This window comes from Kitasatospora sp. NPDC004745 (assembly GCF_042873275.1).
Classification (GTDB): Bacteria; Actinomycetota; Actinomycetes; order Streptomycetales; family Streptomycetaceae; genus Kitasatospora.
In genome coordinates, this window is record NZ_JBIALK010000002.1 from 577,716 (window position 1) to 591,004 (window position 13,289).

Genomic DNA, 13,289 nt, shown 5'->3' on the forward strand with positions numbered 1-13,289 from the left:
CCGTCACCGGTCCGCCGGTGCCGGGCTCGGTCGTGTGCGCCCCGCTCCCGAGCGGCGGGAACGCGATGCGGTACCCCGGCCGTTGAACCGGTACAGTCGCCGCACACGCGCGGCGCGCGCGGGCACGCGACTGGAGGTAGCGGGCGGATGGGCATCGGATACCTGCTGCTGTACGTCGCGTTGGCGGTGGTGGCGCTCTGGCTCCTCGCGGAGGTGCTGCTGCAGAACCGCGCCCCGCTGCACTGGCGGGCCCTCGCCCTGGTCGGCTTCCTCGCGGTGGCCGCCGGCATGGTCCTCGGGTCGGTCCCGGTGATCGGCGCCGGCGCCGCCCTGTTCGCCGTCGGCCAGACCTTCGTCACCCTCTCGGTGAAGCGCGGCCACCAGGGCGGCTGGTCGCTGCGCAAGGCCGACGGCAGCCTGCCCGGCCCGCTCGCCAAGGTGCCCCTGCTGGGCGCCCTGACCGGCGGCGCCGTCGCGGTGGCCGCGGTCGAGGCCGCCGCCCCCCGGGTCGGCGAGGTCAGCGCCGTCGAGGAGCCCCCGCTGCCGGAGGCCGTCGCCCCGGTCGCCGAGGCCGCCCCCGAGGTCGAGCAGACCGCCGCCTTCGAGATGCAGGAGCTCGCCCAGGACGGCGTCTACGCCCAGTCCTACTACGAGCAGCAGCAGCCGCACGACCCCTACGCCGAGGCCTACCAGGCCGGCTACGACGCCGTGCAGCCCCAGCAGCAGCCGGCCTACGACCAGCAGCAGTGGCAGACCCAGCAGCAGCCCGCCTTCGCCTACGACCAGGGCTACGGCGGCTACCCCCAGCAGCAGGTCCAGGACCCGTACGCGGGCTACCAGCAGCAGGACCAGTACCAGGCATACCCGCAGCAGCAGGCCGGCTGGGACCAGCAGCAGAACTGGCAGCACCCCGACCAGCAGCAGCACCAGCAGCACCCGGAGCAGCAGCACCAGCAGGGGATCCCCCAGCAGCAGGCCTACGACCAGCACGCCTACGGCTACCAGCAGCAGAACACCTGGCACCAGGGCTGACCGGAGCCCGCCCGCGCGGGCCCCGGGCCGGGCTCAGGCCGGACTCAGGCCGGGCCGACGAGGTTCGCGGTGATGCAGGCCGACATTCCGGTGCGGGCCAGCCCGCCGCCCGGGTGGGCCGACCCGCCGACGAGGTACAGGCCGGGTGTCGGGGACTCGTTGGGGAGCCGCAGCCACTCGCCCGCGGGCCCGGCGAGGGCCGGGGCCGGGACGGAGCCGCCGGGGGCGCCGGTCTCCCGGAACGTGGTCTCCGGGGTGCGGACGACCCGCCACAGCACCCGCTCGCGCAGGCCGAGCCCGGCCGCGTCGACGTGGTCGAGCAGCCGGTCGGCGTAGCGTTCCGCGACCCCCGGGGCCGTCCAGTCGACGGCGCCCTGGGCGGGCACGGTCGCGGTCAGCACCACGCTCTCGTGGCCGTCGTCCGGCCGCAGCGACGGGTCGTCCGGGCGGAGCACCTGCACCGTCGGGCGGTCGCAGGGCGTGGCCGCGCCGGCCAGGGCGGCCGACTCGGCCGCCGGGTCGGCGGCGTGCACGACGGTCCGGTGCGGGGTGCCCGCCGGCCGGGGGCCGCGCAGGGCGAGCAGCACGCCGAAGCGGCCCGGCGCCGGGGTCGGCCCGGTGCCGGCCGGCGCGGGGAGGCCGGCGCTCCGGGGGGCGAGGAGGGGCCGGGCGTCCGTCGCGGCGATCACCAGGTCGGCGTCGATCCGGCCGGCCGCGGTCTCGACACCGCGGGCCCGGCCCTCCTCGACGACCACCCGGGTGACCGCGGTGTCGAAGCGGAACGCGACCCCGCGCTGCTCGCAGCGCCGGTGGACGGCGTCGGCCAGCGCCCGCAGACCCCCGCGGACGTACCAGACGCCGAAGGACTGCTCCATGTACGGCAGCACGGTGGCGCTGGCCGGAGCGGTGTGCGGGTGCAGCCCGAACCGCAGCGCGTGCTCGTGCAGCAGCGCGGTGAGGCCGGGGTGGCCGCCGAGCTCCCGGGCGGCGACGTCGGCCAGGGTCCACGGGCGCGGCCGGCCGAGCCTGGCGAGCAGGCCGCGCCGCGGCGGGACGGGGTACGGGTCGGTGTGCAGCGGGGTCGGGTCGGCGGGCAGCGGCTCCTCCAGGAGCGGGCGGCGGGTCGCCTCCCAGACCGTCCGGCCGTGGTTCATGACCTCGCTCCAGCGGGCGCCGGAGCCGGCGCCGAAGGCGGCGTCCAGGGCCTGGCTGACGCCGCCGCGGGAGGCGTTGGGCAGGTCGACGGCCGTGCCGTCCGGGAACAGGTGCCGGCTCTCCGGGTCCACCGGTGCCAGGTCGACGAGCTGCTCCAGCGGCTCCCGGCCGGTCTTCAGGGCGAGGTCGCGGTAGACGGCCGGGAGGGTGAGCAGGCCGGGGCCGGTGTCGAAGGCGAAGCCGTCGCGCTCGTACCGGCCGACCATGCCCCCGTACGTGCCGGCGGCCTCGCAGACCGTCACCCGGTGTCCGAGGGTGCCCAGCCGCGAGGCCGCCGCGAGCCCGCTCATTCCTGCGCCGATGATGACGATCCGTGCCATGGCACTGATCCTAGGACGCCGCGGTCACGGCCTAGAAACGCCGGGCGTACTGCTCCTCCGACGGCCGGCCGGGCTGTTCGCGCTGCTCGCGGGCGGCGCGGCGCTCCCGGCGGCGGGCCCGGAAGGCCCGGATCCGGTTGATCGCGAACCAGACCAGCAGCAGCCCCGCGGCTAGCAGGACGGCGGCGATCGATGCGGCCAGCCAGGGATGGAAGATCGCCAGCGTCACCAGGCCCGCCACCGAGACGTCCTCCGCCATGCTGACCGCGATGTTGCTGGCCGGCTCGGGCGAGGTGTTGACGGCCATCCGCAGCGAGGCCTTCACCAGATGGCTGACCAGTGCCGTCGTGCCGCCCATGGCACCGGCCGCGACCTCGCCCAGCGAGCCCGGGTCGGCGCTCGCGATCAGGGCGCCGACGGTGGCGCCGGCGATCGGCCGGATGACGGTGTGGACGGAGTCCCAGAGGCTGTCCACGAACGGGATCTTGTCGGCCACCGCCTCCAGCAGGAAGAGCACGGCGGCGGCGATCAGCACGTCGGTGCGTTCCAGTGCGGGCGGCACCGAGTCCGCGCCGGCGAACCGGCCCAGCAGTCCGAGCAGCAGCACCACCGCGTAGGCGTTGATGCCGCTGGCGAGTCCGCTGGTGAAGATCAGCGGCAGGACCGTCATCGTCTCCCCCTCCTCATGATGTGGCTCCCCCCGTTCCGTTCGAGCACTGCACGCCGTACCGTACCGGGACGTCCCCCGCCGACCCGCCGGTTCCGGCCGTCGGCGGACCGGCCGCGGGGGATCTGAGTACGGATACTCAGATCCGCGGTTGAGTACGTCAGCGGATGGCCCCGGGGCCCCTCGGGACGGGAGAGTAGGGGCACCGGGACGGCGGCGCGTCGGGCGCCGACGGACCGGTCGGCGGACCACGTCCGCCCCAGTCGGCCACGAGGGGCCGGAGGGGCGGCGGCGGTGGTCCGCCTCGGGTGCCGGTCACGGTCACCGCACCGCCGACACGGGGCGGCGGAGCGGGCCGGGGGGAGACCGGCCACTGTGGGGGGAGCTCGGGGGGAGCTCGCCACCACCGCCCTCGGGGGAGGGGCGGAGCGGCGGCGCACGGCGGCGGCGCGGGACCTGGGGGGACAGGCCCGCGCCGGCCGCCGGCACCCGTTTCCGGCCGCGTTGTCAGTGGTCCCGTTCACGATGGAGGAGCACGGGCCGCCCGGTCCGCGCGCTGCCTCGGAACGGGGGAGACCATGACCGTCAGCCGTCCTGAGCCCGTCACCGCCCGCCTCCACCCCGCCGCCCTGCCGCACCCGCCGCGCGGCGGCGACGTCCATCCCGTCCTGCGCCGGACGGCCGCGCCGCCCGCCGCCCTCGACCTGCTGGCCGACGCCCACCGCACCCTCGACCGGGCGCGCGCCCTGGAGGATCCGCTGGAGCGGTACGCGGCGGCCCACCTGGCGGCGCTGCGCACCGTGGCGGCCGTGCTGGCGGTGCGCGGCCGGCCGGAGAAGGACCCACGCCGGCGCAGAGCCATCCGCAGCGCCTGGGAGGTGCTGCCCGAGGTGGCCCCCGAGCTGGCCGAGTGGGCCGTCTACTACGGCGCGGGCGCGCGCCGCCGGGCCGCCGCCGAGGCCGGGATCAGGGGCGCCGCGAGCGCCCGCGACGCCGATGACCTGGTCCGCAACTCCGCCCTGTTCCTGCGCCTGGTCGAACGGCTGCTGGGCCTGCGCCCGGCGCCGCCGGCCCCGCGGTTACCCCTGGACGTGGACGACCCGCCGGTGGTGACGGGCCCCGTCAACCGGTCGGTCTAAGGTGGAGGCATCCTGATCGATCTGCACGTGCCAAGGAGCCCCACCGTGTACCCGACGCGTCCCCGCAGTGCCCTGCGTACCGCCGTGGTGTGGGAGGTGGTGCGGGCAGCCCTGGAGAAGCGGGCGGCCGAGCTGGACCAGCCGGTGCTCGACGTGGTCGACACCGGCGGCGGCACCGGCAACTTCGCCGTGCCGGTGGCCAAGCTGGGCCACCGGGTCACCGTGGTCGACCCCAGCCCCGACGCGCTGTTCGCCCTCGAGCGCCGCGCCGCCGAGGCCGGGGTGACGGAGCTGGTCCGGGCCGTCCAGGGCGACACCCAGACGCTGCCCGAGCTGGTCGCCCCGGGCACGGTGGACGCGGTGCTCTGCCACGGAGTGCTGGAGGTCGTGGACGACCCGGCGGAGGCGCTCGGCAGCCTCGCCGGCACCCTGCGCAAGGGCGGCCTGGTCAGCCTGCTGGCCGCCAACCGCAACGGCGCCGTGCTGGCCCGCGCGCTGTCCGGGCACTTCACCGAGGCCCGGACGGTGCTGTCCGCCGCCGACGGCCGCTGGGGCGAGCAGGACCCGATGCCGCGCCGCTTCACCGGCGAGGAGCTCGGCCTGCTGGCCGAGGGCGCGGGCCTGACGGTCGAGTCCGTGCACGGCGTCCGGGTCTTCGCGGACCTCGTCCCCGGTGTGCTGGTGGACACCGAGCCGGGCGCGATGGAGGCGCTGCTGAAGCTGGAGGAGGCCGCCGCCGCGCAGCCCGCCTTCCACGCCGTGGCGACCCAGCTGCACCTGCTGGCCACGCTCGGCTGAGACGTTCCGGGCCCCTCCGCCGCCGTACGGTTCGCGCACCGTGCGGCGGCGGTTCGCTTCCCGTACGACGGCCGGTCGCCGCGCTGCGCTCCGGAACCTCCCCAGCTCCGGACGGATTCCACCCGTTCGGGCACTTGTCCGCGCCCCACCGCGTTGAGGATGATGCGGCCCCGCCCGGTCGAAGTGGCCCGTCCCACGCGGCGCAGACCACCCCGTAACGGGCCCACGGACCGTATGATCTGGGTAAAGCCGGAAAGCATGACAGCCGGATGCGTGGGGCATATGGACGACACGGGCCGGGTCCCCCGCACAGGCGTCCGACCGTGTGCACCGATGGCTGATTGGACTTGCCGCCCCGACCGGGTCGGCGGACCGGTCGCACCCGCGACCGACGAGTAGGAGGACTCCGTGCCGCTCTCGGAGCACGAGCAGCGACTGCTCGACCAGATGGAGCGAGCGCTGTATGCCGAAGATCCCAAATTCGCGTCTGCGCTTGAGGGAACCGGGCTGCGCACCTACACCCGTCGGCGGGTCTACCTGGCCGTCGGCGGCTTCGTGGTGGGCATCGGCCTGCTGATGGGCGGCATGGTCGTCCCGGACCAGATCTGGGTCAGCGTCGTGGGTTTCCTGGTGATGCTCGGGTGCGCGGTGTTCGCCGTGACGGGTTGGCGCCGCGGGCCCGCGAGCCAGGGCTCCGGCCCCCGGCCGGCCGCCGCACCGCGCCGCAAGGCCGGGATGATGGACCGCGTGGAGCAGCGCTGGCAGCGCCGCCGGGACGAGCAGACCGGCGGGTTCTGAGCGCACGGCACGGCGCCGGGCGCGTCGGCCGGAACGAACGCCGGGGCGGGCAGTCGATCCGACTGCCCGCCCCGGCGTTTCGCGCGTCCGGGCGCGGCCCCGTCAGGACTCCCCGTCGCGCCCGCGCCGGGAGGTCAGCCGCCGTACCGGGCCGGTGATCGCCGCGGAGAGCCGGGCCGTCCGGTTGCCAGCCGCCGTACGCGCCGTGAGCAGCGCCTCGGAGATCCGCCACCACAACTGCGCCGAGGACGGCGGCAGCAGCACCGCCCTGGTCCGCCCGGCCCGGCCGGCGGTGGCCAGCAGGCCCTGCCGGGCCGTCCGGACGTCGGCCGCCAGCGGGGCGGTGGTGACCTGGCCGGACGGGGCGTAGAGCACCCGCTCGGTGGCCAGTGCCAGACGGCCGGTGGCCGCCGCCGACTCCGCGTCCAGGTCCGCCTCCTCGGCGATCCGCCGGGCGGCCGAGCGCGGAGTGCGCGACTCGTCCGGGGGAATCCCGAGGTCCCAGGCGGAGTCGACCAGCTCGTCCCAGGCGGCCAGCACCTGGGCGTCGGTCAGCTCGGCCGGGCCGCTGCCGCCGGGGCGGCGGCGCCCGCCACCACCGAGGCGGCGCCGGCGCAGCGCCGTGCGCCAGAACATCGGCACCAGCAGCAGCACCAGCACCAGCAGCACGGTGGCGGCGGTGCCCAGCACCTGGGCGGAGAGCAGCCAGGAGTCGTCGGCGGCGCTGCTGACGGCCTTGCCCTTGTCGCCGCACTCGCCCATCTGACGCAGCTTGGCGTCGCAGTCCTTGCTGGTGGTCGGCGCCGGGACGGCCGCCGAGCTCTGCGGGGCCGCGGTCGGCTGCTGGGTCGGGGCGGTGGTCGGGACGCTGGACTGCTCGGTGTAGCGGGGCTGGACGCCGCGGCTCGGGGTGGGCTCGAAGCGCATCCAGCCGAAGCCCGAGAAGTAGAGCTCGGGCCAGGCGTGGTACATCCGGCCGTTCACCGAGTAGACGTTCCCGCCCTTGGCGTCGCCGGGGGTGAATCCGACCGCGACCCGGGCCGGGATCTTCAGCACGCGGGCCATCGCCGCCATGGTGGAGGCGAAGTGGACGCAGAAGCCCCTGCGGTCGCGCAGGAAGACGGCGATCGCGTTGTTGCCGGTGCCGCCGCTGACCGTGGTGTCGTAGGTGAACTGCGAGCTGGTGAAGTAGTTCACCAGGGCCGTCGCCCGGTCGTAGTCGTTCTGGGCGTTGGCGGTGACCGCCCGGGCCTGCTGGGCGACCACCGGGGGCAGGTCGGCGGGGACGGCGGTGTAGCGCTCGCGGATGTCCTGCGGGGCGAGCGGCACGGTGCGCAGCTCGTTCGCGGTGGGGCGCAGGTCCAGGGCGGTGACGTGGTAGCTCAGGCCGCGGATCGCCCGGTCGTTGGTCGGGACGACGGTGCGGGTCAGCGGGTCGAGCTTCCAGTCGGACCGGTTGGGGACCTGCACGGTGGCGGCCGGGTAGGGCATCGGCAGCCAGCTCTTCTCCAGCTGGTTGCCGATCCGGAACTCGCCCTCGATCCGCGGGAGGTTGGCGTCCCGCAGGCCCTCGGGGGAGGGCAGGGTGGTCGGGAGGTCGGTGACCGCGGTGCTGCTGAGCTTCCAGTTGGTGCCGTCGAACTGGTCCAGCGAACCGGTCCGCAGGTAGATCTGGTCGGCGAGCTCGGTGTCCAGGGTGTAGCTGAGCAGCTCGGTGTCGGTGGGCTTGGTGACCTCCGACTCCAGGCTGACCAGCGGGTCGAGGCTGGTGGCGGCGCCGTAGCCGCCCTTGCCGCCGGGCCCGGCCGAGCCGGACCCGATCAGGCCGGACTCCCAGTGCGGGAGCAGGGCGGGCAGCAGCAGGGCCGCGACGAGCGCGAGGATGCCGATCTGCTGGCCGCCCACGCCGACCGCCCGCCCGCCCTCGGTGCCGCGCGAGGTGCCCCGGAAGACCCGGCCCCAGCGGGACACCCGGTCCTGGCCCTCGGCGAACAGCAGCACCAGGTAGCCGGCCGCGGCCAGGCCGAACCAGAGCCAGCTGCCGCGGTCCCCGGCCAGGCCGTTGCCGACCGAGTACAGGGCCAGCAGCGGCAGCCCGGCCAGCGCCGAGTGCCGGTACGTCACCGCGATGGTGTCCACCGCCACGGCGACCAGGCCGATCGAGGCGACCAGGATCAGCCGCAGGCCGGCGTTGGGCGGTGCCGGGATCGCGTACTGCTGGATGTCGTCCAGACCGGAGGCGAAGACCTGGTCGAGGACGCGCATCGAGGACGGGCCGGGCACCAGGCCGCCCCAGAGGGCGCCGGAGCCGGCGAAGCCGACGAGCAGCAGCAGGAGCAGCACCAGCAGCTGCCCGACCGGGACCGTCCAGCGGTACAGCGGGGAGCGGCGCAGGCCCGCGCCGGCCGCTGCGATCACCACGACCACCAGGAAGGCGTGGGCGATCCAGCTGCTGGTGGTGAGCAGCGGGGTCAGACAGAGCGAGGCGAGGGCGGTGGCCAGCGCCGAGTACACGGTCAGTTTGGCCCGGGTGGTCACGCGCCGGCCTCTTCTCGGTAGGGGGAGGTCGTCCTGGCGCCGTCGGCGGCCCGCCACAGGTCCGGGAGGGAGTCACCGGAGCGGACCGGCAGGACGGTCCAGCCGGCCTCGCGCAGCTGCCGGACGCGGGCCTGGAACTGCTCGCCGCCGGTGTCCGGGGCGAGCATCCGCAGGCCCGCCCAGGTGCCGGTGTCGAGCAGCAGGGCGACGGCCCCGCCGGTGCGGCTGCGCAGCCGGGCCAGCCGGGTGGCCTGCTCCTCGTCCAGGTCGCCGAGGACGGCGACCAGCAGGCCCTCGCCGCCGGCGCGCAGCGGCTCCTCGGCGCGGGAGAGCCCGCCGCCGTCGGACAGGTCGGCGATCGCGAGGGCGTCCAGGATCAGCCCGGAGGAGTCGGCGGCGGTGTTGGTGCCGCCGGTGCCGGGGCCGGGGACGCTCTGGCCGGTGTCGGTGAGCAGCCGGGTCTGGTAGCCGCGTTCCAGCAGGTGCGCGGCGACGGAGGCGGCGCAGCTGACCGCCCACTCGAAGGACGAGGCGGGGCCGCTGCCCCGGTGGCCGATCTCGCGGGTGTCCAGCAGGACGGTCGCCCGGGCGCGCTGCGGCTGCTCCTCGCGGCGCACCATCAGCTCGCCGTACCGGGCGGTGGACTTCCAGTGCACCCGGCGCAGGTCGTCGCCGGGGCGGTACTCGCGCAGGATCACGTCGTCGTCGCCGGCCAGCGCCAGCGTGCGGGAGCGGCTCTCGCCCTGCCCGGCCCACTCGCCGCTGAGCCGCACGTGCGGCAGGGCCTGGATCCGGGGCACGACGGTGAGGACGTCGGAGGCGGAGAAGGAGCGGTTGACCTCGCACATGCCGAACGGGTCGGACAGCCGCAGCTGGAGCGGCCCGAGCGGGTAGCGGCCGCGCAGGTCCGAGCGGACCCGGTAGGAGACCTCGCGGTAGCCGCGCGGTTCGACCCGGTCCAGGACGAAGCGCGGGCGCGGCCCGAGCACGTACGGGACCTTGTCCTCCAGGAGCAGCAGGCCGGTGGGCACCCGGGAGACGTTGTCGACCCGCAGGTGGACCCGGGCCTCCTGGCCGGCCACGGCCCGGCGCGGGCTCAGCCGGCGCCCGCTGGCCACCCGGTAGCGGGTGTTGGCGACCACCATCGCGGCGGCCAGCGGCAGGGCGGCGAGCAGCAGGCCCACGCGCAGCAGCGCGTCCTGGTCGAGCAGGTAGGCGCAGAGCACCGCGGTGATGCCGGCGGCGAGGAAGGAACGCCCCCGGGTGGTGAGGCCGCGCAGCCCGGCCCGCACGCCTGACGTCGGGTCGGACGGCACCTCAGCCCCTCCGGACGGCCGGGCCGCCCTGCGGGCGCGGCAGCGGGAGCCGGGCGACCAGGTCGGTCACGATCTGCTCGGAGGTGCGGCGGCTGAGCTGGGTCTCGGCGGTCGGCATCAGGCGGTGCGCGAGGACGGGCACGGCGAGGCGCTGGATGTCGTCCGGGGTGACGTAGTCGCGCCCGTCGAGCGCGGCGGCGGCGCGGGCGGCCCGGACCAGGTGCAGGGTGGCGCGCGGCGAGGCGCCCAGGCGCAGCTCGTGGCTGCTGCGGGTGGCGCCGACCAGGTCGACGGCGTAGCGGCGGACCGGGTCGGCGATGTGCACGGTGCGGACCAGGTCGATCAGCTTGAGGATGTCGGCGGCGTGCGCGACCGGCTGGAGGTCCTCCAGCGGGCTGGCGCCGGCGTGGACGTCGAGCATCGCGAACTCGGCCTCGGGGCTCGGGTAGCCGATCGAGATCCGGGCCATGAAGCGGTCCCGCTGGGCCTCCGGGAGGGGGTAGGTGCCCTCCATCTCGACCGGGTTCTGGGTGGCCACGACCATGAACGGGGACGGCAGCTCGTAGCTGGTGCCGTCGATGGTGACCTGGCGCTCCTCCATGGACTCCAGGAGCGCGGACTGGGTCTTGGGCGAGGCCCGGTTGATCTCGTCGCCGACGACGATCTGCGCGAAGATCGCGCCCGGGCGGAACTCGAAGTCGCGCTGGTGCTGGTCGTAGATGTTGGTGCCGGTCACGTCCGAGGGCAGCAGGTCGGGCGTGAACTGGATGCGGCGCACCGTGCAGTCGACCGAGCGGGCGAGCGCCTTGGCCAGCATGGTCTTGCCGACGCCGGGCACGTCCTCGAGCAGCAGGTGGCCCTCGGCGAGCAGGACGGTCAGCGCGATCCGGACGGCCTCCGGCTTGCCCTCGATGACGCTCTCGATGTTGGCGCGGACCCGGTCCACGACCGCGGCGAGCTCGGGAAGTCCGATCCGGTGGTAACCGTCCGCCCCCTGGCCGCCCCCCGCGGGACCGCCGAGACCGGCCTGATCGCTGTAGCTCGTCACCCGTTTACGCTCCCTGGCACGCTGTGCCCGCCTCACCCCGAGGCCGGACCCCACCCCATGCTTGACGCGGCCGTTCCGGGGGCGGTTCCGATCGGGGATCCGGCGCCCGGCGCGGCCTGCGGCCTGGCCGCCCCAGGTGGTTCGGGGTCCGACCGGCAGGCGCATTCTCCCCCGTGCGGAGGTCAGAAGTCACCCTCGGGAGCGGGGCGGCCGCCGGGAGGCCCCGCCGGCCCGGACGCCGTCGGCCGGGAGGGGCGGGCGGGGCGCCGGCCGTCAGTGGATCTCGCGCAGCAGTCCGGTGTGGACGTCGAAGACGAAGCCGCGGACGTCGTCGGTGTGCAGCAGGAACGGGGAGGTGCGGACCCGCTGCATGGACTGGCGGACGTCGCCGTCCAGGTCGACGAAGGACTCCACCGCCCACTGCGGGCGCTGGCCGACCTCCAGTTCCAGCTCCCGGCGGAAGTCCTCGGTGAGGCCGAGCAGGCCGCAGCCGGTGTGGTGGATCAGCGCGACCGAGCGGGTGCCGAGGGCGCGCTGGCTGATGGTGAGGGAGCGGATGGTGTCGTCGGTGACGACGCCGCCCGCGTTGCGGATGACGTGGGCGTCGCCCAGTTCGAGGCCGAGCGCCGCGAACAGGTCGAGGCGGGCGTCCATGCAGGCCACCACGGCGATCCGCTGGACCGGGCGGGCGTCCATGCCGCCGTCCCGGAAGGTCACCGCGTACTCGCGGTTGGCCGTGACGAAGCGGTCGATGACGGCGGGGCTGGGGGAGTCGGCAGCGGCGGTCGGCGTGGGCCGGTCGGGTGTCACTGTCATGGTGGTGACGTTAGTGCCGTCCTGGCCCGTGCGGTGGGGTGAGGAGCTACAGAACGAGCCGCCGCGATCGGGTGCATCGCCACAACGGGCGGCCCGGCCCCGGGGTGGTGCCGGCCTGCACGGGTGCATGCGCCGGTGCCCGTGCCGGGGCCGGTGCCGGGGCCGGTGCGGCCGGGCTCCCGGGCCGGCCGCGGGGGTGGGGCGCGCGGTGTTTCGCGAGGGCCCCCGGCCGGTGCCGGACCGGGGCCGCCCCCACGGCCGCGACCTGCGGTGATCCGTACCGCCGCCCGGGTGGTGCGCCGGAGCGGACCATTGACTGCCGGGGCCTGGGCGATAGAGTTGCGGCGCAGTGGAGCACACCCGCCGGGGCCCGTCAACCGGGCCCGTCCGGTCGGTGCGCCCGGCCCGACGCGGTCCGTGGCCTCCACCCGCTCCGTGCCCACCTGGCGCACCTTCCCCGGCGCCGGGCGGTCATGACCTTCCCCCTGAGCGGGCGGGGACCACGGGCCGCGTCGTCGTGCCGTGAACCGGTGGGCGAGAATGGTCCCAGCTCCCGGACGTCGGGCTGCTTCGCACCTGAGGAAGGGCGCCACCGCGCATGACCACCAATGAGCCGGGCCCCAAGCACGTTCCGGTGATGCTGCAGCGGTGCATGGACGCGCTGGCGCCGGCGATCTCGCGCCCCGGGGCGGTGGTGGTGGACGCCACCCTGGGCCTCGGCGGGCACAGCGAGGCGCTGCTCGCCCAGTTCCCCGAGGTGCGGCTGGTCGCGGTGGACCGCGACCCGCAGGCGCTCAAGCTGTCCGGCGAGCGGCTCGCCCCCTTCGGCGACCGGGCGACCCTGGTGCACGCGGTCTACGACGAGATCCCCGAGGTGCTGGAGCGCCTGGGCATCGACCGGATCGACGGCGTGCTGTTCGACCTCGGCGTCTCCTCGATGCAGCTGGACGAGGCGGACCGCGGCTTCGCCTACGCGCAGGACGCGCCGCTGGACATGCGGATGGACCAGACCCGGGGGATCAGCGCGGCCGAGGTGCTGAACACCTACAGCCACGGCGACCTGGCCCGGATCCTCAAGGTGTACGGCGAGGAGCGCTTCGCCGGGAAGATCGCCTCGGTGATCCTGCGGGAGCGGGAGAAGGAACCGTTCACCAACAGCGCGCGTCTGGTCGAGTTGGTGCGCAACGCCATCCCGGCGGCGACCCGGCGGACCGGTGGGAACCCGGCCAAGCGGACGTTCCAGGCGCTGCGGATCGAGGTCAACGGCGAGCTGGAGGTCCTGGACCGGGCGATCCCGGGGGCGCTGGACGTCCTCGCGGTCGGCGGCCGGATCGCCGTGATGTCCTACCAGTCGCTGGAGGACCGCCTGGTGAAGCAGTACTTCGCCGCGGGGGCGACCAACACCGCGCCGCCGGGGCTGCCCTTCATCCCGGAGGAGCACCAGCCCTGGCTCAAGCTGATCACCCGTGGTGCCGAGCTGGCCACGGAGCAGGAGATCGAGGAGAACCGGCGCGCCGCGCCCGTGCGGCTGCGGGTGGCGGAGAGGATCAGGGACCGTAGCAAGCGAGGCTGAGGCGTTTGCCCCGGTGGGGTTCCGAAGGG

11 protein-coding genes are annotated in these 13,289 nt (G+C 75.4%); 5 read left to right on the plus strand and 6 right to left on the minus strand.

Translation table 11 applies throughout. The features are described 5' to 3' along the window. The first annotated feature begins 147 nt into the window (after positions 1-147). The gene (locus ACFYUY_RS06220) at positions 148-1,032 is read left to right on the plus strand and encodes a hypothetical protein (protein WP_387898389.1); all 885 of its coding nucleotides are present in this window, start codon (positions 148-150) and stop codon (positions 1,030-1,032) included. Between the two features lie 44 nt (positions 1,033-1,076). Here the strand turns inward: ACFYUY_RS06220 and ACFYUY_RS06225 are convergent, their stop codons facing one another. Together ACFYUY_RS06225 and ACFYUY_RS06230 are read right to left on the minus strand one after the other, a co-directional pair. Next, positions 1,077-2,567: a phytoene desaturase family protein gene (locus ACFYUY_RS06225; RefSeq protein ID WP_387898392.1), complete on the minus strand. Its 1,491-nt coding sequence runs from the start codon at positions 2,565-2,567 to the stop codon at positions 1,077-1,079. A gap of 31 nt (positions 2,568-2,598) precedes the next feature. Beyond that, entirely contained in the window at positions 2,599-3,237 is a 639-nt protein-coding gene (locus ACFYUY_RS06230) for a DUF4126 domain-containing protein (RefSeq protein ID WP_360207375.1), read from the minus strand. Positions 3,238-3,812: 575 nt separating this feature from the next. On the opposite strand from ACFYUY_RS06230, the gene ACFYUY_RS06235 reads away from it, so the two are divergent. The 3 genes from ACFYUY_RS06235 to ACFYUY_RS06245 all read left to right on the plus strand — a co-directional run bounded on the left by ACFYUY_RS06235 (position 3,813) and on the right by ACFYUY_RS06245 (position 5,969). Continuing rightward, on the plus strand, positions 3,813-4,373 hold the full coding sequence (locus ACFYUY_RS06235; RefSeq protein ID WP_387898395.1) for an SAV_6107 family HEPN domain-containing protein: 561 nt from the start codon (positions 3,813-3,815) through the stop codon (positions 4,371-4,373). A 45-nt stretch (positions 4,374-4,418) separates the two neighbouring features. Next, positions 4,419-5,171, plus strand: coding sequence for a methyltransferase domain-containing protein (locus ACFYUY_RS06240; protein ID WP_360207370.1), 753 nt, complete (start codon positions 4,419-4,421; stop codon positions 5,169-5,171). 408 nt (positions 5,172-5,579) lie between these two features. Then, on the plus strand, positions 5,580-5,969 hold the full coding sequence (locus tag ACFYUY_RS06245) for a DUF3040 domain-containing protein (protein WP_360207367.1): 390 nt from the start codon (positions 5,580-5,582) through the stop codon (positions 5,967-5,969). A gap of 102 nt (positions 5,970-6,071) precedes the next feature. On the opposite strand, the gene ACFYUY_RS06250 is transcribed toward ACFYUY_RS06245, so the two are convergent. The 4 genes from ACFYUY_RS06250 to ACFYUY_RS06265 form a co-directional block, all read right to left on the minus strand. Then, the gene (locus ACFYUY_RS06250; RefSeq protein WP_387898399.1) at positions 6,072-8,507 is read right to left on the minus strand and encodes a DUF3488 and DUF4129 domain-containing transglutaminase family protein; all 2,436 of its coding nucleotides are present in this window, start codon (positions 8,505-8,507) and stop codon (positions 6,072-6,074) included. After that, positions 8,504-9,823 carry a DUF58 domain-containing protein gene (locus tag ACFYUY_RS06255; protein ID WP_360207363.1) on the minus strand — a complete coding sequence of 440 codons (1,320 nt, stop codon included), beginning with the start codon at positions 9,821-9,823 and terminating at the stop codon, positions 8,504-8,506. Before ACFYUY_RS06255 ends, ACFYUY_RS06250 begins: the two co-directional genes overlap by 4 nt. Position 9,824: 1 nt before the next feature. Beyond that, positions 9,825-10,796: a MoxR family ATPase gene (locus ACFYUY_RS06260; protein WP_360207677.1), complete on the minus strand. Its 972-nt coding sequence runs from the start codon at positions 10,794-10,796 to the stop codon at positions 9,825-9,827. Between the two features lie 348 nt (positions 10,797-11,144). Beyond that, positions 11,145-11,687, minus strand: coding sequence for a carbonic anhydrase (locus tag ACFYUY_RS06265; protein WP_360207360.1), 543 nt, complete (start codon positions 11,685-11,687; stop codon positions 11,145-11,147). A gap of 598 nt (positions 11,688-12,285) precedes the next feature. On the opposite strand from ACFYUY_RS06265, the gene rsmH reads away from it, so the two are divergent. Continuing rightward, complete coding sequence (gene rsmH, locus ACFYUY_RS06270) at positions 12,286-13,260, plus strand: 16S rRNA (cytosine(1402)-N(4))-methyltransferase RsmH (RefSeq protein WP_360207358.1); 975 nt, start codon at positions 12,286-12,288, stop codon at positions 13,258-13,260. Positions 13,261-13,289: the final 29 nt, after the last annotated feature.